This is a genomic window from Sulfitobacter indolifex (assembly GCF_022788655.1).
In the GTDB taxonomy this organism is placed as follows: Bacteria; Pseudomonadota; Alphaproteobacteria; order Rhodobacterales; family Rhodobacteraceae; genus Sulfitobacter; species Sulfitobacter indolifex.
Genome location: NZ_CP084951.1, coordinates 2,215,758 through 2,234,799 on the forward strand (window position 1 = coordinate 2,215,758; position 19,042 = coordinate 2,234,799).

General features: G+C 60.7%; 19 protein-coding genes. 4 read left to right on the forward strand and 15 right to left on the reverse strand.

From position 1 onward, the window contains the following. Both ribD and nrdR read right to left on the reverse strand, forming a co-directional pair. Positions 1–1,080 (reverse strand): bifunctional diaminohydroxyphosphoribosylaminopyrimidine deaminase/5-amino-6-(5-phosphoribosylamino)uracil reductase RibD, encoded by a 1,080-nt coding sequence (ribD, locus tag DSM14862_RS10800; RefSeq protein ID WP_040701759.1) that lies wholly within the window; start codon positions 1,078–1,080, stop codon positions 1–3. 29 nt (positions 1,081–1,109) lie between these two features. Then, positions 1,110–1,577, reverse strand: coding sequence for a transcriptional regulator NrdR (gene nrdR, locus DSM14862_RS10805; protein WP_007120727.1), 468 nt, complete (start codon positions 1,575–1,577; stop codon positions 1,110–1,112). A gap of 185 nt (positions 1,578–1,762) precedes the next feature. Between nrdR and DSM14862_RS10810 the strand changes: the two genes are divergently transcribed. After that, positions 1,763–2,434, forward strand: a complete 672-nt coding sequence (locus DSM14862_RS10810; protein ID WP_007120728.1) for an SDR family oxidoreductase — start codon at positions 1,763–1,765, stop codon at positions 2,432–2,434. An 18-nt stretch (positions 2,435–2,452) separates the two neighbouring features. Here DSM14862_RS10810 and DSM14862_RS10815 read toward each other — a convergent pair whose 3' ends face one another. The 11 genes from DSM14862_RS10815 to DSM14862_RS10865 form a co-directional block, all read right to left on the reverse strand. Continuing rightward, positions 2,453–2,869, reverse strand: a complete 417-nt coding sequence (locus DSM14862_RS10815; protein ID WP_007120729.1) for a secondary thiamine-phosphate synthase enzyme YjbQ — start codon at positions 2,867–2,869, stop codon at positions 2,453–2,455. Then, the gene (locus DSM14862_RS10820; RefSeq protein WP_007120730.1) at positions 2,870–3,271 is read right to left on the reverse strand and encodes a hypothetical protein; all 402 of its coding nucleotides are present in this window, start codon (positions 3,269–3,271) and stop codon (positions 2,870–2,872) included. A gap of 3 nt (positions 3,272–3,274) precedes the next feature. Then, on the reverse strand, positions 3,275–3,685 hold the full coding sequence (locus DSM14862_RS10825; protein ID WP_007120731.1) for a hypothetical protein: 411 nt from the start codon (positions 3,683–3,685) through the stop codon (positions 3,275–3,277). 144 nt (positions 3,686–3,829) lie between these two features. Further along, positions 3,830–5,812, reverse strand: a complete 1,983-nt coding sequence (gene rpoD, locus DSM14862_RS10830) for an RNA polymerase sigma factor RpoD (RefSeq protein WP_040701763.1) — start codon at positions 5,810–5,812, stop codon at positions 3,830–3,832. A 136-nt stretch (positions 5,813–5,948) separates the two neighbouring features. Further along, positions 5,949–7,949 (reverse strand): DNA primase, encoded by a 2,001-nt coding sequence (gene dnaG / locus DSM14862_RS10835; protein WP_040701749.1) that lies wholly within the window; start codon positions 7,947–7,949, stop codon positions 5,949–5,951. Positions 7,950–8,081: 132 nt separating this feature from the next. Further along, the gene (locus DSM14862_RS10840) at positions 8,082–8,390 is read right to left on the reverse strand and encodes a hypothetical protein (protein WP_007120735.1); all 309 of its coding nucleotides are present in this window, start codon (positions 8,388–8,390) and stop codon (positions 8,082–8,084) included. Between the two features lie 51 nt (positions 8,391–8,441). Next, positions 8,442–8,981 (reverse strand): sarcosine oxidase subunit gamma, encoded by a 540-nt coding sequence (locus DSM14862_RS10845; RefSeq protein ID WP_007120736.1) that lies wholly within the window; start codon positions 8,979–8,981, stop codon positions 8,442–8,444. Beyond that, complete coding sequence (locus DSM14862_RS10850; RefSeq protein WP_007120737.1) at positions 8,974–11,910, reverse strand: sarcosine oxidase subunit alpha family protein; 2,937 nt, start codon at positions 11,908–11,910, stop codon at positions 8,974–8,976. Before DSM14862_RS10850 ends, DSM14862_RS10845 begins: the two co-directional genes overlap by 8 nt. After that, positions 11,907–12,179: a sarcosine oxidase subunit delta gene (locus tag DSM14862_RS10855; RefSeq protein WP_007120738.1), complete on the reverse strand. Its 273-nt coding sequence runs from the start codon at positions 12,177–12,179 to the stop codon at positions 11,907–11,909. Before DSM14862_RS10855 ends, DSM14862_RS10850 begins: the two co-directional genes overlap by 4 nt. Before the next feature lie 12 nt (positions 12,180–12,191). Continuing rightward, positions 12,192–13,445: a sarcosine oxidase subunit beta family protein gene (locus DSM14862_RS10860; protein WP_007120739.1), complete on the reverse strand. Its 1,254-nt coding sequence runs from the start codon at positions 13,443–13,445 to the stop codon at positions 12,192–12,194. Between the two features lie 149 nt (positions 13,446–13,594). Further along, positions 13,595–15,025, reverse strand: coding sequence for a Glu/Leu/Phe/Val family dehydrogenase (locus tag DSM14862_RS10865; protein ID WP_007120740.1), 1,431 nt, complete (start codon positions 15,023–15,025; stop codon positions 13,595–13,597). Positions 15,026–15,381: 356 nt separating this feature from the next. On the opposite strand from DSM14862_RS10865, the gene DSM14862_RS10870 reads away from it, so the two are divergent. The 3 genes from DSM14862_RS10870 to DSM14862_RS10880 are packed head-to-tail and all read left to right on the forward strand — an operon-like array spanning position 15,382 to position 17,896. After that, on the forward strand, positions 15,382–16,812 hold the full coding sequence (locus tag DSM14862_RS10870; protein ID WP_007120741.1) for a Tad domain-containing protein: 1,431 nt from the start codon (positions 15,382–15,384) through the stop codon (positions 16,810–16,812). Then, positions 16,809–17,348 carry a TadE/TadG family type IV pilus assembly protein gene (locus DSM14862_RS10875; protein WP_007120742.1) on the forward strand — a complete coding sequence of 180 codons (540 nt, stop codon included), beginning with the start codon at positions 16,809–16,811 and terminating at the stop codon, positions 17,346–17,348. Before DSM14862_RS10870 ends, DSM14862_RS10875 begins: the two co-directional genes overlap by 4 nt. Next, positions 17,348–17,896 carry a TadE/TadG family type IV pilus assembly protein gene (locus DSM14862_RS10880; RefSeq protein WP_007120743.1) on the forward strand — a complete coding sequence of 183 codons (549 nt, stop codon included), beginning with the start codon at positions 17,348–17,350 and terminating at the stop codon, positions 17,894–17,896. Before DSM14862_RS10875 ends, DSM14862_RS10880 begins: the two co-directional genes overlap by 1 nt. Here the strand turns inward: DSM14862_RS10880 and DSM14862_RS10885 are convergent. Together DSM14862_RS10885 and DSM14862_RS10890 are read right to left on the reverse strand one after the other, a co-directional pair. After that, positions 17,893–18,399 (reverse strand): hypothetical protein, encoded by a 507-nt coding sequence (locus DSM14862_RS10885; RefSeq protein ID WP_007120744.1) that lies wholly within the window; start codon positions 18,397–18,399, stop codon positions 17,893–17,895. The genes DSM14862_RS10880 and DSM14862_RS10885 overlap by 4 nt on opposite strands. Before the next feature lie 120 nt (positions 18,400–18,519). Next, positions 18,520–19,041 carry a periplasmic heavy metal sensor gene (locus tag DSM14862_RS10890; RefSeq protein ID WP_007120745.1) on the reverse strand — a complete coding sequence of 174 codons (522 nt, stop codon included), beginning with the start codon at positions 19,039–19,041 and terminating at the stop codon, positions 18,520–18,522. Position 19,042 lies beyond the last annotated feature (1 nt).

Genomic DNA, 19,042 nt, shown 5'->3' on the forward strand with positions numbered 1-19,042 from the left:
TTAATCCGCCGCGTTGCGCCGCCAGACATGCAGCAGGTCCGGCCCAATGCGTTGGCTCGATTGCAGCGCAAAGCGCGGCGCCTCGGCCAGACGCGAAAGACCAAGCGCCCCGATCCCCGGCAGCCCTTCAGCCCCGATCACCAGCCCGGCAGTAAAGCCCACCAGACGGTCCACCAGATCAGCCTCAATCAATGACGCCGCCAAAGCACTGCCGCCTTCACAGAAAATCCGCGTTAGCCCATGGCCCGCCAGCTGCCGCAGCACATCCGTGGGGTCGAGCTGCGCACCTCGCGCGGCGCAGAGCAGCAGCGTGGCACCAAGGTCGGACCACGTCCGTACCAGCGCCGGGTCGGCATCCGTACCATGGCATAAGATCAGGGGAATATCTGCCGCTGTCCGCGCCAACTGCCCCATCAGCGGCAGATCAAGCCTGCGCGACACGACAACCCGCGCGGGCTGGTGCGCCACGCCCAGATCGCGCACCGTGAGGCTCGGGTCATCCTTGCGTGCTGTGCCTGCGCCGACCATCACCGCGTCGTGTCGCGCGCGCATGGCATGGGTCAGCCGCCGCGCCGGGGCGTCAGTGATCCACTGGCTCTCGCCCGTCCCGGTGGCGATACGCCCGTCAAAGGAATTGGCCAGCTTTAGCGTCAACATCGGACGACCCAAATCGGTCCGGCAGAAGAACCCGGCGTGATCGGCACGGGCCTCGGCCTCGCGCTCGCCAACCGAAACGTCAATCCCCGCCGCGCGCAGCATCGCAATTCCGCGCCCGTTGACGCGCGCATCATCATCTTGGGTCGCGATCACCACCCGCGCCACGCCCGCGTTGATCAACGCCTGCGCGCAGGGCGGTGTTTTGCCGTGGTGAGAACAGGGTTCAAGCGTGACATAGACGGTGGCCCCGCGCGCCGCCTCACCGGCCTGTGCCAGCGCCTGCGGCTCTGCATGGGGCCGCCCGCCCGGATGGGTCCAACCGCGTCCAATGATCCGGGTGCCCTGAACGATCACACAGCCAACCGCTGGATTGGGCCAAACATTGCCCTGGCCGCGCCGCCCCAAGGACAGCGCCAGCGCCATGAACCGCGCGTCGCTCACCTTATCGCCGGTCACTCTTCGGGAAGGGCGCCGGGCCGCAGTTCTTGGACAAATTTATCGAAGTCATCCGCGGCTTGGAAGTTCTTGTAAACAGAGGCAAACCGCACATAGGCCACCGTGTCGATGCGGGCCAGCGCCTCCATCACGATCTCACCGATATGTTTGGAACTGATGTCGGTCTCGCCCATGCTTTCCAACCGCCGCACGATGCCCGAGATCATCTGATCGATACGTTCGGGATCAATGGGGCGCTTCTGCATGGAGATGCGGATTGAGCGTTCCAGCTTATCGCGATCAAAGTCCTCGCGCTTGCCAGAAGTCTTGATCACTACAAGGTCACGGAGCTGCACCCGCTCATAGGTTGTGAAGCGGCCACCGCAAGCCGGGCAGAACCGCCTGCGCCGGATCGAGACGTGATCCTCGGCCGGGCGGCTGTCTTTCACTTGGGTGTCAATATTTCCGCAAAACGGGCAGCGCATGGGCCGTCCCCCTCTTCATCCTGCCTCACTTGTGGGGCGCGCGGCCCTCTTGTCAAAACTTATAGGGGAGCCGCGAGGTTTTGGGTAGAGAAGATTTTCATAGCTAGATGTTGCGTTTAAACCTGTGACATGAACCCATCGCCCCCGCGCCGCGTTGGTCCCAGAACAGACAAACGGAGCACTCCATGACCAAGACACTTTTCCTCACCGGCGCCTCCAGTGGGATCGGCGCAGCCACCGCCCGTGCCGCAGCCAAAGCGGGCTGGAACATCGGACTTTTCGCACGCAGCGAAGACAAGTTGAAAGACCTTGCAACCGAACTCGGCGATCAGGCCCTGGTGTTGGTGGGTGATGCCACTGACTACGATGCGCAGAAGGCTGCGTTGGACAAATTGGCCGACCACTTTGGACAGGTTGATGCCGCCTTTGCCAATGCTGGGCGCGGCACTAGCCCCGCGGGTACCGAGAATGGCGATCCGCAGGACTGGAAAGCGATGGTCGATCTTAACATTATGGGTGCGCTTTATACCGCCCATGCCGCCATGCCGCATTTGCGCAAGACCACCGGGCAGTATGTTGTCACCGGTTCCGCGGCTGGAAGGGTGCATATCCAAGGCTCGATCTATGGCGCGACGAAGTGGTTCATCCACGGTTTTGCCGGTAATCTGGCGGATGAGATGGCCGAATGGGGCGGGCGCTGCATGGTTGTCTCTCCGGGCATGGTCGACACGGCCTTCTTTGACGAAGCCAAGCCCGACAAATTGCAGCCCGAAGATGTCGCAGCCGCGGTTATGCATGCACTTGAATCCCCCGCCCGTGCCGCTGTGCGCGAGATCCATTTGATGCCAACGGGTTAAATCATGCCGGCCCGGCGTTCAGTCGGGCCGGAAATGCGCCGCGACCTGCCGCTGATGTGGGGCGTCGCGGTGTTCAAACAAGTAGATACCCTGCCACGTTCCGAGCATCATGCGCCCCTGCGCTACCGGGATGCTGAGACTGACCGGCAAGACGGAAGCTTTGATATGCGCAGGCATGTCGTCGGGGCCTTCCATGACATGCCGCAGGTACGACATCTGCGGACTGTCTGAGGGCGGCACCAGCCGTGAAAAATAGGCCAGCAAATCGCGCTGTACGTCACGGTCTGCGTTTTCTTGGATCAGCAAAGATGCCGAGGTGTGACGGATCATCAACGTCAGCAACCCGTCACCCTGCCCGGACACCCATGCCGCCACGTCCTCGGTGAACTCATAAAGTGCCTGCCCGCCGGTTCGGATCGAAAAGCAGGTCTGCATTTAGCGGCCAGCCCCGCGCAGGGCGTGACAAATGCTGAGAGCATGCTGTACCGACATCGACGATCCCGTTTGCCGGAATGACGCCCCGACAAGGAACGCGGGCTGCGTCGCCAAACCACTCGGGTCAAGGGTGAATGCCACCGCGTTGCGCTGACCAAGTCCGGGCGTCCGGGCTTCAGCAACATAGATGCGTTGTTTGGGGGATGTGGCGCCGATTGTCTGGGCATGTCGGCCAGCGGCGCACCACATTCCCCGCGCACCATGCTCGCTGTCATTCTCCACAAGAAAACCGCCCGCTACCGGGGTGATGTTCAGGTCGCGCTGCGGCTGCACGCTTTGCCCCATTCCCGGGACCGCGATAAGCGCAAGAGCCAGAAGTCTGTGACACAGATTGCGTTTCATAGTTTAAAAATCCTCTAATTCGATCAACTTATCGCGGCAGAACTGTCTTGCATGGTGGCTGGGTAGGTTCTCCCCCGCGCGTCTTACGGTGACAGAGTAGGACTGCCCGGCATCACCCTCTGCCCGGGAGGCATCGGTGGTGAATACCACGCCGCGACGCCCCACCCCGCTGACCGATGGCCCGCGCGGCGTTTTAATATAGAGCCGCTCATCTACCGGAAGGGCCAAGACGGTTTGGGCAAATTCACCTGCCGCGCACCAAATTCCCCGCGCGCCTACGCCTCGGTCCTCGATAACCTCAAAATCAAAAGTGTTCAGGGGCACAACGAGGAGCCAATTCTCGGCCCGATAGGCCTGCGCCGCCGCTTCAAGCGGCAACACGCATGAGATCAGCAGAACCAGAAAACGCCGCATGACATATCCTTTCGGTTGAATACACCGGATGTAATCCGCTCAGGGGCCGCGTCAAAGACGCTCAAGCACATGTGAAAAACGCGGCCCCGAGGAGCCGCGTTATATCTGCTGAAAAGCTGTCTTTTAGTGAACCAAACCCGTGGCTTACTGATCCAAGAAGCTGCGCAGCTTGCGCGAGCGGCTCGGGTGCTTGAGCTTGCGCAACGCTTTGGCTTCGATCTGACGAATACGTTCACGGGTGACCGAGAACTGCTGGCCGACCTCTTCAAGCGTATGGTCAGTGTTCATGCCGATGCCAAAACGCATCCGCAGGACACGTTCCTCACGCGGGGTGAGCGACGACAGCACGCGGGTTGTGGTTTCCTTCAGGTTCTCCTGAATGGCGGAATCCAGCGGCAGCACTGCGTTCTTGTCTTCGATGAAGTCGCCAAGTTGGCTGTCTTCCTCGTCGCCGATTGGCGTCTCGAGGCTGATCGGCTCCTTGGCAATCTTCATCACCTTGCGGACCTTTTCGAGCGGCATTTGCAGCTTCTCGGCCAGTTCCTCGGGCGTTGGCTCACGGCCAATCTCGTGCAACATCTGGCGACCGGTGCGGACCAGCTTATTGATCGTCTCAATCATGTGCACCGGAATACGGATGGTGCGCGCCTGATCGGCGATCGAGCGGGTGATCGCCTGACGGATCCACCAGGTCGCATAGGTCGAGAATTTGTAGCCGCGACGGTATTCGAACTTATCCACGGCCTTCATCAAGCCGATGTTGCCTTCTTGAATAAGATCAAGGAATTGCAGACCACGGTTCGTGTACTTTTTGGCGATGGAGATGACGAGACGCAGGTTCGCTTCGACCATCTCTTTCTTGGCCTGACGGGCTTCTTTTTCGCCCTTCTGAACCTGCTGCACGATGCGGCGGAATTCAGAGATATCAAGGCCAACGTACTGACCAACCTGCGCCATGTCGTTGCGCAGCTCATCCACTTTCTCGGACGAGCGTTCGATGAACATCTGCCAGCCACGACCGGATTTCTCGGCCATCCGCTCCATCCAATTGGGATCAAGCTCATAGCCGCGGTAGTTGTCGACGAATTCCTTGCGGTTGATGCGCGCTTGGTCGGCAAGCTTCACCATGGCGCTGTCGATCTGCATGATGCGGCGGTTGATGCCGTACAGCTGGTCAATCAGGGCTTCGATACGGTTGTTGTGCAGGTGTAGCTCGTTCACCAGCAGCACGATCTCGGACCGCAGCTTTTGGTACATCGCTTCTTCATCTTTGGTGAAGGAGCCGTCTTCGTTCAGCGTGGCGGAGATCCGGCTGTCTTGCATCGCGCTGAGTTTTTCGTAGTCATCCGCGATGATATCGAGCGCTTCGAGCACCTGAGGTTTCAGCGCCTCTTCCATGGCAGCCAAGCTCATGTTGGCCTGTTCGTCCTCATCGTCGTCATCATCGGACGAGATTGGGTGGCCGTCGGCATCCAGCTCGGTTTTGCCCTCGTCAGACTTGGTGTCGCTGGTGGCTGTCGGGGCGACCACGGGGGTGGTCTCCTCCTCATCGCCCATCTGCGTGCCGAATGTCGCCTCAAGGTCGATCACGTCACGCAGCAGAATGTCTTCGGACAGAAGTTCGTCGCGCCAGATGGTGATCGCTTGAAATGTCAGCGGGCTTTCGCACAGCCCGGCGATCATCGTGTTGCGGCCCGCCTCGATGCGTTTCGCAATGGCGATCTCGCCCTCGCGGCTGAGCAGTTCAACACTGCCCATCTCGCGCAGGTACATGCGCACCGGGTCATCGGTGCGGTCAAGTTTCTCAGACGTGCCCGAGGACAGTGCGACATCGCGATTGGATTCGGTGGTCGCGACTTCGGTAGAGCCCTTGGCCTCTTCCTCTTCGGCTTCCTCATCCTCAATGATGTTGATGCCCATTTCCGAGAGCATCGACATCACATCTTCGATCTGCTCCGAGCTGACCTGATCCGGCGGCAGCACGGTATTGAGCTGATCGTAGGTAATATAGCCCTTCTCGCGCGCCTCGCCGATCATCTTCTTGACGGCGGCCTGGCTCATGTCGAGCGAGTGGCCTGAATCGGAATCGTCGGTCTTTGCGTCGTCATTTGTATCTTTGGCAGCCATCTCATGCTCCTTCAGCGCGTCAGCGCGAATCATCCACAGATGATTCGGTTTTCCGAATCATGCGGGGTTCTTGGTGATTCTTAAACCCGTTACCCGGCATTTTCAAAAAGTCCTGCAAAAGGGTCACGCTGATGCCTCATCCGCGGCCCTTCGACTTGTCATATCTAATCGTTCCAAGCAGCGCGTCGAGGGCGCTGCGTTCATCGCGGCTCATCGTCATACCGTTGTCGCCAACGTCAAATTCACCGTTGTTGTCTTCTTGTGCGCTGCGGCGGGCAATGTCGGCGGCACGGGCCGCTTCGCTCAGGCGCCACGTGACCCCCTCGTCTGCCGGGCCGCTTAAGTCTTCGACGGCTTCGGCAATTTCCTCGTTCAGCCCGCGGGCGGCGTCCAGTTTGGCCAGTTCCTCGGCCACGGTCATCCGGGTCATTTCCACATTGCCGGGTTTGCGGATGCAGGGCGTGATGGCAACGTGGCGTTGCGCCTTGATGTTTTCAAGGGTTTCCCAGCCCAGAGAATAGGAAATCTCTTCGCGCAGCACCTCTTCGCTGGCATGGCCAAAGCGCAGCAGAAGGTCGCGCAGCCGCGCGTGGTCGGGGTCCGTGCAGGCCATTCCCTCCAACCCGGTCTCAAAGGTTTCGATCAATTGGGGACAGCCGGCCAGCGCTACAAGGATCACCGCCTCACGCAGGTGCAGGCCCACCTGATCGTCGCTCATCGCCACAAGGGCTGAGGCTTTGGTGCTTGCCAAGGGTGCCAGTGGTGCACCCCAGTTGCCGCCCTTACCGCCTTTGCCGACGCCCTTGCCCGGCCCCCTGCCGCCCACGGGGCGAAAATCAGCGCGTGGCTTTTGCGGGCGAAACAGGTCCCACCGCAGGTCTTTGATCTCTTGCCCGTAGTGGCTGCGGATCGACGGATCGCGGATCAATTTAATCTTTTCGCGCAGGCTTTTATCAAGCGCCGCTTTGCGTTCGGGGCTGTCGAACACCTTACCTTCGGTCTCGCGCTGCCAGAGCAGCTTAACCATCGGCAGGGCGCTATCCAGCAGTTTCTGCAACGCCCCCGCCCCCTGCGCGCGCAGCAGATCGTCGGGGTCTTGGCCCTCGGGCATCACGGCAAACCGCAGACTCTGTCCAGCCTCTAGCAGTGGAAGCGCCAAATCGATCAACCGAAGTGCCGCGCGCTGGCCCGCCGCATCGCCATCCAGCGTGATGATCGGCTCGGGCGCGATACGCCACAGCATCTGCAACTGGTTTTCAGTAATCGCGGTGCCGAGCGGTGCCACGGCCCCCTCAAAGCCCGCCCCATGCAGGGCAATCACATCCATATAGCCTTCGGCCACGATCAGCGGCTGACCCCGACCTGCAGCGGCGCGGGCGTCTTTCACGTTGTAAAGGCTGCGGCCTTTATCAAATAGCTCGGTTTCCGGCGAGTTTAGGTATTTCGCCTTGTCGTTTGGGTCCATCGCGCGGCCCCCAAAGGCAATCGCCCGGCCCCGTGCATCCCGGATCGGAAACATGATCCGGCCCCGGAAAGTGTCGTAAGGCCGCCCGCCTTTGGTCGAGGGTTTCGCCAGCCCTGCGCCAAAGATCAGGTCATCCTCGACCCCCTTGGCCTTGAGCGCGTCCCACAGCCCCTGCCAATTATCGGGGGCAAAGCCAATTTCCCAATGCGCCTGCGCTTTCTCAGACAGGCCGCGCTTGGCCAGATAATCCCGCGCGGGCCCCGCCGCCCCGGTGCGCAGTTGTAGGCGGAACCACTGTACCGCCTGCTCCATCACCTCGGCCAGTTGGGTGCGACGGTCAGACTTTGCCTGCGCGCGCGGGTCTTGCTTGGGCACCGGCATGCCGACTTCGCGGGCGATGATTTCCACCGCCTCCATAAAGCTCACATTCTCGGTCTCGCGCACGAAAGAGATCGCATCCCCTTTGGCGTGGCAGCCAAAGCAGTAGTAGAACCCCTTTCGGTCATCGACGTGAAAGCTGGCGGATTTTTCCTGATGGAAGGGGCACGGCGCCCACATGTCGCCCTTGCCCTGATTGGACTTTCGGTTGTCCCATATGACCTTGCGCCCCACCACCTGAGACAGGCTGGCGCGGTCACGCAGTTCTTCCAAAAATCCAGGGGGCAGGCTCATGCTTTCATATACCGACGGGGGCAGATCAGAGTCCAGAGCAGGCGGGCCAGCCACGGGCGGCAAAGCGCCCGTCCATGCCGGGCAGCGGCTCCGCCCGGCGTGGTGCCCTCGCCCGGCTTGAGGTATCTCAGCTTACTGCGCGAGGCACATTTCTTTCCACGCGGCCGACAGATCGCTCTTCTTCACGTCGCGCATCTTCATCTCATAGACCCAAGGGGTCACCAGCGGGATCGCGGTGTTAAAATCCTCGGGCCAAGTCGCCTTTGCTTGCACTGTAGCGGGGACTTCGCGTTCCTTCACCCGGTTCAGCCGCGCCTGCTGTACGGCGGCCACGACGGCGGCCTGATGCATACAGCTTTCTTCTTTTTTCGAAGCCGCCAGCGCCGGGCCCGAGACCGCCATGCTGATCGCGGCGAGTGCGGCGAGAATTGTCTTGTTCATGTCTATGCTCCGTTGTTTGCCAAACGGGGATTCGGGCCCCCGCTGAGCAACCTAGCGCCGCGACGCCACCGCTTCCATAGCGCGGCGCAACTCCTGCACCAAAGTGCCGGCCATCGACCGATAGACCAGCAACAGAAACCCGGCGTCGGTGCGGGTGATTGAGGCGGTTATCTCGCGCAACTGGCTGCGCAGGGTTTGGCCGGGTTTGAACGTCGCACTGCGCAGATCGACAGGGACCAACCGCGCCAACACGTCTTCGGCCCCCGGCCCCTGCAGCTCTGCCGCCGCCCAGCCGTCTGAGACATCGACCAGCGCTGCGTGATTTGCCAGTGTCTCGTCCGGCGCGGGGCCAACCAGCAAAACTTCATTCTGACAGAACCAAAGGCATCGGGTGTTGTCCTTCTGGGTGCTCTGCAACGGCTTTGGCAAGGTAACCCCATGCGCTGCCTCCAACGTCTCTGACAATCCCGCAGCACTGGCAAAGCCGCCCAGCACGGTAAGCCGACCCAAATCGCGTTCCTCGACCGTCATGCTGCCGACTTTTAGGGGGAGCAGGTCCGCAAAGGGGCTTTGCGCTTTCAATTCAACCACGGGCGCGCCCTCCTTCCGGGTCGACAAAGACCGGGGCGCAGATCTCCACCTCCGCCTCAATCTCACGCAGATGATCGACCATGCGCATCACCTCTCCATGACGTTGGCGGCCACGGGTCACAAAACCCAGCCCGATGAAGGTGCCGACATCCGGCGAAAACCCGACAGAGGTCGTATGCCCCTGCGCATTCTCGCGGCTCGCCTCGGCCCCGGTCTCAAACAAAAACGCGCCGGCGGTCAACTGCTTCACCGCGCCTACGGGCCGTAGTCCAACCAGTTGCGCCCGCTCAGGATCGCGCAGGCCGGCGCGTTCAGACATGGTTTTGCCGATACAGTCTTTGGCGTCTGACACCATCCGCTCCATGCCAATGTCACTCGCCGTGGCGCGCCCGTCGATCTCTGCATGGGTGATATGGCCTTTTTCCAGCCGCAGCACGTTGAGCGCCTCCATCCCGTAGGCGCCACCGCCGAGCGCATCGGCCCGCGCGACCAGCAGATCAAACAGCGCCGCCCCAAAGCGTGCGGGCACCGCGACTTCATAAGCATGTTCGCCGGAAAAGGAGATGCGGAACAGTCGTGCGTCGACCCCGCCAAGCCGCACGTCGCCGCAGGCCATAAAGGGGAAGCGGTCATTGTCGATCGGTTGCTCCAACAACCCGTTCAGCAATTCGCGCGACTTCGGCCCCGCCACGGCAAACTGCGCCCAGTGTTCGGTGACCGAGGTCAAATGCACCTGCCATTCGGGATGCAGACATTGCGTCACGAACTCCAAATGTCGCATCACCTGTCCCGCCGCACCCGTGGTGGTGGTCATCAGAAAGTGCTGCTCGCCCAACCGCGCGCAGGTGCCGTCATCCATGACGAACCCATCCTCGCGCATCATCAAACCATAGCGCACCTTACCGACCTTCAATGTGTTGAAAGTATTGGTATAAACCAGATCAAGAAGCTTGGCCGCATCCGCCCCCTGAATGTCGATCTTGCCCAAGGTCGAGACATCGCAGATGCCCACCGACTTACGCACGAAACCAACCTCCCGATCACAAGATTGCCGCCAGTTATGCTCCCGCCCGCGCGGGAAATAGCTGGGGCGATACCACAGCCCTGCCTCCACCATCGGCGCGTTCATCGCAAGGCTGGCGGCATGGCTGGTGGTCAGACGCTCGGGCGCAAAACCCTTGCCCTGCCCGCCCGCGCCCATCGCTGCAATCGCGACCGGGGTATAGGGCGGGCGAAAGGTGGTCGTACCCGTCTCAGCAATCCCGCGTCCCGTCGCATCGGCCAGCACTGCCAGCGCCGCGACGTTGGAGCTTTTGCCCTGATCCGGTGCCATGCCCTGCGTCGTGTAGCGCTTCATATGCTCGACCGAGCGGAAGTTCTCCGCCGCCGCCTGCTGCACATCCTTCACGCAGACATCGTTCTGAAAATCCAGCCACGCCCGCCCCTTGCCAGGCACGGACCAAAGCGGTTTGAGGGTGTAGGGCGCGTCCTCGGCAGGCGGCAAGTCTATGGCCTCCGCTTTGCGGCCCAAAGCTTCCAGCGCACCCTTTGCCGCTGCCACACCCGCTGCAAGGCAGCCGTGAGTCGAAAACACGCCATTGCACGCCCCCGCCACATGCATCCCCGGCACTGCACCGGGGGTTGGCACGAAGGCGTGGATCGCTGGATCCCACATAGGCCGCCCGCTCAGATGGCAGGTCAGATGCACCGAAGGGTTCCAGCCCCCCGACATCGCCAAGCAATCGACCTGTATCTTATGCTCGCCCCCTGCCGTGCGGATGGTGACCGCCTCGAGTTCTCTGCGGCCTGATGCGTTGCAGACCACCGCACCGCTCAGCACTGGGAAATCCGCGCCATCGACGCTGACCCTGTCGCGACTGTCGATCAGCGCAGCCACATGCACCCCCGCCGCTGCCAGATCGCGGGCGGTGCGATGCGCGTCGTCGTTGTTGCCAAAGACCGCCACCTGCTTGCCCGGTGCCACGCCCCAACGATTGAGATAAGCCCGCACCGCGCCTGCGGTCATGATCCCGGGGCGGTCGTTGTTCGCAAAAGCCACGGGGCGCTCCAATGCGCCCGCTGCGAGGATCGATTGCTTGGCCGCGATGCGCCAGAAACACTCCAGCGGCGCACCTTCGCCCCGCCGCGCGCGGTGTTGGTTGACCCGCTCCAACGCGCCGAACATGCCGCCGTCATAGGCACCGGTCACCGTCGTGCGCGGCATCAGGCGGACGTTGTCCATTGCTGCAAGTTCCGCGACTACGCCTGCGGCCCAAGCGTGACCCGGCTGACCGCCGATGCGCTCGCTCTCACAGTTAAGCCGCCCGCCCATCGGCGCATCTTCATCGGCGAGGATCACATCCGCCCCGGACCGCGCAGCCGTCAGCGCCGCCATCAGACCGGCTGGCCCCGCGCCGATCACCAAGAGATCGCAAAAGGCATAGGCTTTTTCATAGGCGTCGGCATTCGGTTGGCCGCTCAATCGCCCGAGCCCCGCCGCACGGCGGATCACCGGTTCATAAACGCGGCGCCAAAAATTGCGCGGCCACATGAAGGTCTTGTAATAGAACCCGGCTCCGAGAAACGGCGCGCCAAGGTCGTTCACCGCCATCACATCAAAGTCGAGGCTCGGCCAAGCGTTCTGGCTGCGCACCGCCAGACCCTCATAAATCTCTTGCATCGTGGCGCGGACATTGGGCTCTGACGCGGGGCCAACCCCGGTGGTCACCAGCGCGTTCGGCTCTTCGCTGCCCGCGCTCAGCACCCCGCGCGGACGGTGGTATTTGAACGACCGCCCCATCAACCGCTGCCCGTTTGCCAGCATGGCCGAAGCGACTGTATCGCCCGCAAAGCCATCATAGCGCCGCCCGTCGAAGGTGAAACTGACCGGCTTGTCCCGGTCGATCAATCCGCGCCCTGCGATCCTCATAGCGTGGCCCTTTTCACATCAGACGCCAGTGCAACGGCGTGAACCGCGTGGGTCACCGTATTGCGGGTGACGACCAGCCACGCGCCGCACCCGGCCTCATGCTGCCACAGGTCGCGCGTCTCTCCGGCTGGGTTGTCGCGCAGGTGCAAAAAGGCGTCCCAGATGTCATCACCGGCATCGGGCGCAGGGCGCGCCAAGGCGACCGCAGCGCCGCGATAGTAGAACTCACGCCGGTCCCGGCTGCCGCAAATGGGGCATTCAATCCGCATGGTCGTTTCCCCTTAGTGCAAGTTGTGCTGAGACCCGGTGGCCTCTTCGTCCATGAGACCTTCGCCCGAACGGAAACGGTCCAGCCGGAAGCCCGCTGCCGTCTCATGGTGCTGCCCCGTCGCCATCAGATGCGCCAGTGCAAAGCCCGAGGCCGGCACCGCCTTGAAGCCGCCGTAGCACCAGCCGCAATCGATGAACAAACCTTCGGTATCAGTCTTGTCGATGATCGGGCTGCCGTCGGGGGTCATGTCCATAATCCCGCCCCAAGAGCGCAGCACGCGGGATTTGCCAATCATCGGCATGAGGGTCATCCCCGCCTCCATCACATGCTCCATCATCGGCATATTGCCGCGTTGCGCATAGGAGGCGTAGAAATCCAGATCGCCGCCAAAGACCAAACCGCCCTTATCGGACTGGCTGATATAGAAATGCCCCATGCCAAAGCTGACCACATGGTCGATCACTGGCTTCAAGCCCTCGGTCACGAAGGCCTGCAGAACATGGCTTTCAATCGGCAGGCGTATCCCGGCCATTGCGGCGACTTGACCCGAGCGCCCCGCCGTCACAATCGCCACCTTTTTAGCCCGGATCGCCCCGCGCGTGGTCTGCACGCCGCGCACCTGACCGTTTTCAATATCAATGCCGGTGACTTCGCATTGCTGGATCAGATCGACGCCGCGCTGGTCCGCGCCACGCGCATAGCCCCAAGCCACCGCATCATGCCGCGCCGTGCCGCCGCGCCGGTGCAGCAGCCCGCCGTGGATCGGAAAGCGCCCGTTGTCGTAATTCAGATAGGGCAGCAGCTTGCGCAGGGCGTTGCGGTCCAAGAGTTCCGCATCGTCGCCTTGGTTGATCATCGCATTGCCGCGCCGAGCCGCGGCATCGCGCTGCGCGTCAGAGTGAAACAGCGTGATCACTCCGCGCTGGCTGAACATGACGTTGTAGTTCAGCTCCTGTGACAGCCCTTCCCAGAGCTTCAGCGAATGACTGTAGAATTCCGAATTGCCCGGCAGAAAGTAATTGCCCCGCACCACGGTCGTATTCCGGCCTACGTTGCCACCGCCAAGATAGCCCTTCTCAAGCACCGCAATATTGGTCATGCCGTGGTTCTTGGCGAGGTAATAGGCCGTACTCAGCCCATGGCCGCCGCCGCCGATGATGATGGCGTCATATTCCGCCTGAGGCTCGGGATCGCCCCACTGTGGCGTCCAGCGGCGATTGCCGGTCAAGCCTTCGCGCAACACCCGCAGTCCTGAAAATCGCATCTTTCGCCTCCCCCCGGTTGCGCGCAGTCAAGCAACTTGGGGCGCAAGTATCAATGACCGAAAAGGCCTCATCGGCAGTTCGCAGGGCGGGTCAGCAAAAAGGGGCGCATGGCGCCCCTTTTGAATTCACTTGAAAGTATATGGCCTGTTCAAAGCCCCTTGGCGTGATAGCTTGCCGCGACCTTTTCGATCGACACCAGATAGGCTGCTGTGCGCAGGTCTTCGACATCGTCGCGGCTGTGCCAGACATGGGCCATAGCCTCATAGGCCGTGCGCATCGTGTCATCCAAACCAGAGCGGACCAGCTCCAATTCGCCCGCACCGCGCAGATACTTCTCTTTGAAGTTCGGGCTCAGGGTCCAACCCAATTCCTTGTCTGCGCTCAGCCGCTCAAGCTCATCGACCACCAGTTGGTGGCGCGATTCCTCGGCGCGGCGTTGCATGCGGCCAAAGCGGATGTGGCTGAGGTTCTTGACCCACTCAAAGTATGACACCGTCACACCGCCTGCGTTGGCATACATATCCGGCATGATCACAGTGCCCTTCTTGCGCAGCACCTCATCCGCTCCGGCGGTCACAGGGCCATTGGCGGCCTCAACGATCAAGGGCGCTTGAATACGCTCGGCATTGCTAAGGTTGATCACCCCTTCAAGTGCGGCAGGGATCAAGATATCGCATTCCGCTTCTAGGAACTGCGCGCCATCTTCTTCAAACTTCGCATCGGCATAGCCCTTGATGGTGCCGTGCTTCTCGATCCACTTGTGCACGGCTTCGACGTTCAGCCCATCCTCGCTGTGCAGCGCGCCGTCGCGCTCAATGATCGCCGTGATCTTGCTGCCATCTTCTTCGCTCAGGAACTTAGCGGCGTGATAGCCCACGTTGCCGAGACCCTGAATGATGACCCGCTTGCCCTCAAGCTTACCGCTCAGACCGGCTTTCTTGAGGCCTTCGGGGTCACGGAAGAACGCCTGAAGCGCATATTGCACACCCCGGCCGGTGGCTTCGGTTCGGCCTTGGATGCCGCCCGCGTTGATCGGTTTGCCGGTCACACAGGCCACGCCGTTGATGTCGGTGGTGTTCATGCGTTTGTACTGGTCCGCGATCCACGCCATCTCACGCTCGCCGGTGCCCATGTCGGGGGCGGGGACGTTCTGGGCGGGGTTGATCATATCGCGCTTGATCAGCTCATAGGCGAAACGCCGAGTGATCAGCTCAAGCTCATGCTCGTCATAGTCGCGCGGATCAATGCACAGCCCACCTTTGGAGCCGCCAAAGGGCGCGTCGACCAATGCACATTTATAGGTCATCAGCGCGGCCAGCGCCTCGACCTCGTTCTGGTTCACGGCCATGGAGTAGCGGATGCCGCCCTTGACGGGCTCCATATGCTCGGAATGGACCGAGCGGTAGCCGGTGAACGTATGGATGCGGCCCCGCAGACGCACGCCGAAACGCACGGTATAGGTGGCGTTGCAAACGCGAATTTTCTCTTCAAGACCGGGTGGCAAATCCATCAGCGCGACCGCGCGGTTGAACATCAGATCCACACTGTCGCGGAAACTCGGCTCATTGGCTGGATTCATCGGTCTCTCCTCTTCTGATTGGCCGCGTTGCCTCTGATTTTCGGGCGCGACTCATTGGGCTGCCCTTAAGACATGCCGCCGCACCGTAGGACGCCTCTTTGCGAGGTGCGACCTATTTAATCGCTATTCTCAAAACTTTATCAACCGGGGGTGAGACCGGAATGGGCGTCTTCCCCAATCGGTAGAAATCAGCGGTCATTTCAAGGGTATTCCAGCCCCAAACGGTCCAATTCACCGTCAATTGCCCCAGATGCGCCAAACTCTGGACACTTTCCCCCAGCAAAAGAAAAGCTAGGCAAATGCCGCCCATTCCCTTTGGCGCATGCACAGTGCCAATGGATGAAAGGTAGATGACGATGACCAATGACCCTCGGACTTCAGAGACCCTTGCGGGCTGCTGCCCCGCGATGCTTCGGCGTTTCGCCCGCGAGGAAGACGGGCTGGTCACGCTTTTTGCTATTCTGATGATCCTGCTGATGATCCTTTTGGGCGGTGTCGGCGTCGATCTGATGCGCCATGAGCGTGAACGCGCGAGGGTGCAGGCTGTGGCCGACCGCGCTGTGCTGGCGGCTGCTGATCTGGATCAAACGCTCAGCCCCGAAGCCGTCGCCCGCGATTATTTCGACAAGTCCGGGCTGGCCGACTACATTTCAAGCGTCACGGTTGAGGAAGGTCTGAACTACCGCCGTGTCACGGTTGATGCGTCTCGCGACCTCAAGACAATGTTCATCGACAAGTTCGGGCAAGAAAAATTGCACGTCCCCGCCAAAGCGACGGCGGAAGAAAAAGTGGCCAAAGTCGAAATTTCCATGGTGCTCGATATCTCCGGCTCTATGCGAGAGAACGACAAAATGAATAACCTCCATGATGCGAGCAACGTCTTTATCGATACGGTGATTCAGACTGACACTGAGGATCTGATCTCGATCTCGGTGGTGCCCTATACCGCGCAGGTCAACGTCGGCAAGGACATCATGGATGAGCTGAATGTCACCCAGCTTCACTCTTATTCGCATTGCGTCGACTTTGAAGACAGTGACTTTAATCTCACCACGATCAGCCAAACTCGCAGCTACGAACATATGCAGCATTTCGAGGCGGGTTATTACTGGAACGGAAATGACCGCGATAGAACCGGGCACTACGACAACATCTCTAACCCCGGTTGCCCCAAACAAAGCTATGAGGAAATCGAAACTTTCTCGCAAAACGCGGCAGCGTTGAAAAGCCGTATCGCCAACTTTCAACCGCGTGCGAACACTGCGATCCACCTTGGGCTTAAATGGGGCGTGGCCTTGCTTGACCCCTCCTTCAGGGCGATCAATGAGGCGATCGGCGGCGACGCCGTGTTTCGGGGCCGTCCGGCTGAGTACAATGACATCGACACGCTGAAAACCGTGATCTTAATGACAGACGGCGTGAACGTGACGACCCGGCGGATCGCCCCGGAGGCCTATTCCAACCGCGACCACTATCGCCATTGGAGCGATTACCCTTTCTACTGGTGGCTGGGCCGAAACGTTCGCTCAAGCGAGCATTATCGCTGGTACCGGACCAAATACACCGCCGGTCAGGCCGACAATCTGCTGGACAACATCTGCGATGCGGCCAAGGCTAAGGGCATTGTGATCTGGTCCATTGGCTTTGAGGTGACCGATCATGGCGCTGCCGTAATGAAGAACTGCGCCTCCTCTGACAGCCACTTTTTCCGTGTCGAAGGGGTTGAGATCGTGGACGCATTTGAGGCGATTGCCCGGCAAATCAACCAGTTGAGGTTGACCCAATGATCCAGAAAACCATAAAAGCATGGCGCCGGTTTCGCGGCGACGAGAACGGATCAGTAATGCTGATCGAGTTCGCAATCCTGTCCCCGTTGCTGTTTGGCTGCCTGATCATGTCGGTCGAGATGAGCTTTTATGCCATGCGCCACATGTTCCTAGACCGCGGGCTGGACATGACGGTGCGCTATGTCCGGCTGAACACCAACACAGACATGTCGCATCAGACCATTAAAAATATGATCTGCGAGACCGCCGGCTATTTGCAAGACTGCGACGAGACCCTGCGCCTTGAGATGATCCGTGTGGACCCGCGCAACTTTGCCTCTTTTGACCCATCCCCCGATTGCGTGGATACCTCAATTGATCCCAAACCGGTGCGCGGCTGGAGCCTTGGGGTTGAACACCAGTTGATGATGTTGCGCGCCTGTGTGCAATTCAAACCCTTCTTTCCGACCACCGGCCTTGGCTATGCCCTTGAGAAAGACGGCGCTGGCCGTGTCTCAATGGTGTCGAGCGCGGCCTTTGTACAGGAGCCGAACTGATGCGCGTGCTGTCCTCCCTACTGACCCGGTTCAAACGCAGCGACGACGGCTCAATCGCGATTGAGACGGTGATCATGCTGCCGCTGATGTTTTGGGCCTATCTGGCCATGTACTCAACCTTTGACACGTTTCGGATGTACAACCTCAACCAAACGGCGGCCTATACCATCGGCGATGCGATCTCTCGGGAAACGCAAGCGATTGATCCTGATTACTTGCAAGGGATGCAGGAGCTTTTTGAGTATCTCACCCGTGGCACCGGGCAGACCTCCCTTCGGGTCAGCTCGCTTTGGTATGACGCAGAGAACGACCGCTACCATGCAGATTGGTCGCAAATCCGGGGTAATGTTGCGCCATTGACCAGCGATGAGGTGAGCAATTGGCACAGCAAACTGCCCGTCATGCCTGACAACGAGCGGATCACCTTGGTTGAAACATGGCGCGATTTCGAGCCGCTGTTCAAAACCGGGCTTGAGCGGCGCGAAATTCGCAACTTTGTCTTCACCCGCCCGCGCTATGCGCCCCGCACTGTCTGGTCTGATACCTAAGCAGCGTCGCGTTCGGCCAATTTGGCGCGGATCATCTCGGCGATCAGTTTGGTTTCATTGGCAGGGGTCATGCCACCCACGCCGATGCGGCGGCCAAGGCTCCACCACAGGCCCAAGCGCCATCCGCGCGGCACCCGGCGGTTGGTCTTGAGCAGAAAACCATTCGAGGGTTTGACCGCGAAAGCGCCTTGCTCAATGCGCTCGATCTCATCCATGCGTACGATCACCCGGCCATCCGCATCGCGCAGCGCGTCGTCGGTCAGCTCTAACGCGCTGGCTGTTGAACGGCGCATCAGTTCGGCAATGGCGATGAAGCCAAGACCAATCGCCGCCAATGCGATTTGCCATCCCAAATCAGGCGAACGGGTGAGCGCGGAATAAATCAGGACCACACCCAACCCAGCCAGCGCCAAAAGCCCGACACCACGTCGCGCCGGAGAAGCTTTGGCGGTGGCGAGAACGTCGCCCACGCCGGGCTGCATTGTCTGGGGAATATCGGTCATCGACGGGGCTTTCTAAGAGGCAAAGAGACGGAATTATCGCCGCTGACTGCCATTTTCGGTCGCCCTTGGCCTAGCCCGGCATCCGACGAAGGACAAGAGCGCGCACCGCAGCGCCCTGCGCTATTTACGCTCAGGGCTACCTTCTCGTTTGTCCTTTTTGCGCTGCCGACCGGTTTCGAACCGTTCTTGCAGCTTATCGGCATAGGCGACACGGCTCGCGGCATCCATCGCACTGATCTGTGCCAACCACGCGCTATGGGCCACCTCTTGAACAGTCGCGGCAGCTTCGCCTTGCGCGGCTAAAACCGCTGCAGCCGCTTCAGTATCAAAGGGATCGGCCCGCAACGTCGTCAGCATCCGTTCATAAAGCCCGCGGCGCTTTGCCCGGTCGAGGTGATGCGCCTTGCCGCTGGCGCGCATCGTCTCATGCAGGCTGCGCCGGGCTTCCGGCGGCAGCGCTTGAACATAAGGCGAGGCATAGCTGCGCAGCCCCGGCAAATCGCCATCGCCGCGCGGCCCCGCCCCTCCGTGACGCCACATCGCACCACCAAGCGCGCCGAGGATCATCACGTTCACAGCCAGCGACACGCCGAGCGCCAGCTGCAACAGGCGCCCGCGCCGCGGTGAAGGTCCCTTTGTCATC

Excerpts from the sequence above, each read along its gene's own strand:
- dnaG (WP_040701749.1), bottom strand. The coding sequence starts at position 7,949 with ATGAGCCTGCCCCCTGGATTTTTGGAAGAACTGCGTGACCGCGCCAGC.
- DSM14862_RS10820 (WP_007120730.1), bottom strand. The coding sequence starts at position 3,271 with ATGAAACGCAATCTGTGTCACAGACTTCTGGCTCTTGCGCTTATCGCG.
- DSM14862_RS10890 (WP_007120745.1), bottom strand. The coding sequence starts at position 19,041 with ATGACAAAGGGACCTTCACCGCGGCGCGGGCGCCTGTTGCAGCTGGCG.
- nrdR (WP_007120727.1), bottom strand. The coding sequence starts at position 1,577 with ATGCGCTGCCCGTTTTGCGGAAATATTGACACCCAAGTGAAAGACAGC.
- DSM14862_RS10815 (WP_007120729.1), bottom strand. The coding sequence starts at position 2,869 with ATGCAGACCTGCTTTTCGATCCGAACCGGCGGGCAGGCACTTTATGAG.
- DSM14862_RS10875 (WP_007120742.1), top strand. The coding sequence starts at position 16,809 with ATGATCCAGAAAACCATAAAAGCATGGCGCCGGTTTCGCGGCGACGAG.
- DSM14862_RS10850 (WP_007120737.1), bottom strand. The coding sequence starts at position 11,910 with ATGAGGATCGCAGGGCGCGGATTGATCGACCGGGACAAGCCGGTCAGT.
- DSM14862_RS10810 (WP_007120728.1), top strand. The coding sequence starts at position 1,763 with ATGACCAAGACACTTTTCCTCACCGGCGCCTCCAGTGGGATCGGCGCA.
- DSM14862_RS10865 (WP_007120740.1), bottom strand. The coding sequence starts at position 15,025 with ATGAATCCAGCCAATGAGCCGAGTTTCCGCGACAGTGTGGATCTGATG.
- DSM14862_RS10840 (WP_007120735.1), bottom strand. The coding sequence starts at position 8,390 with ATGAACAAGACAATTCTCGCCGCACTCGCCGCGATCAGCATGGCGGTC.
- DSM14862_RS10885 (WP_007120744.1), bottom strand. The coding sequence starts at position 18,399 with ATGACCGATATTCCCCAGACAATGCAGCCCGGCGTGGGCGACGTTCTC.
- DSM14862_RS10825 (WP_007120731.1), bottom strand. The coding sequence starts at position 3,685 with ATGCGGCGTTTTCTGGTTCTGCTGATCTCATGCGTGTTGCCGCTTGAA.
- ribD (WP_040701759.1), bottom strand. The coding sequence starts at position 1,080 with ATGGCGCTGGCGCTGTCCTTGGGGCGGCGCGGCCAGGGCAATGTTTGG.
- rpoD (WP_040701763.1), bottom strand. The coding sequence starts at position 5,812 with ATGGCTGCCAAAGATACAAATGACGACGCAAAGACCGACGATTCCGAT.
- DSM14862_RS10870 (WP_007120741.1), top strand. The coding sequence starts at position 15,382 with ATGACCAATGACCCTCGGACTTCAGAGACCCTTGCGGGCTGCTGCCCC.
- DSM14862_RS10855 (WP_007120738.1), bottom strand. The coding sequence starts at position 12,179 with ATGCGGATTGAATGCCCCATTTGCGGCAGCCGGGACCGGCGTGAGTTC.
- DSM14862_RS10880 (WP_007120743.1), top strand. The coding sequence starts at position 17,348 with ATGCGCGTGCTGTCCTCCCTACTGACCCGGTTCAAACGCAGCGACGAC.
- DSM14862_RS10860 (WP_007120739.1), bottom strand. The coding sequence starts at position 13,445 with ATGCGATTTTCAGGACTGCGGGTGTTGCGCGAAGGCTTGACCGGCAAT.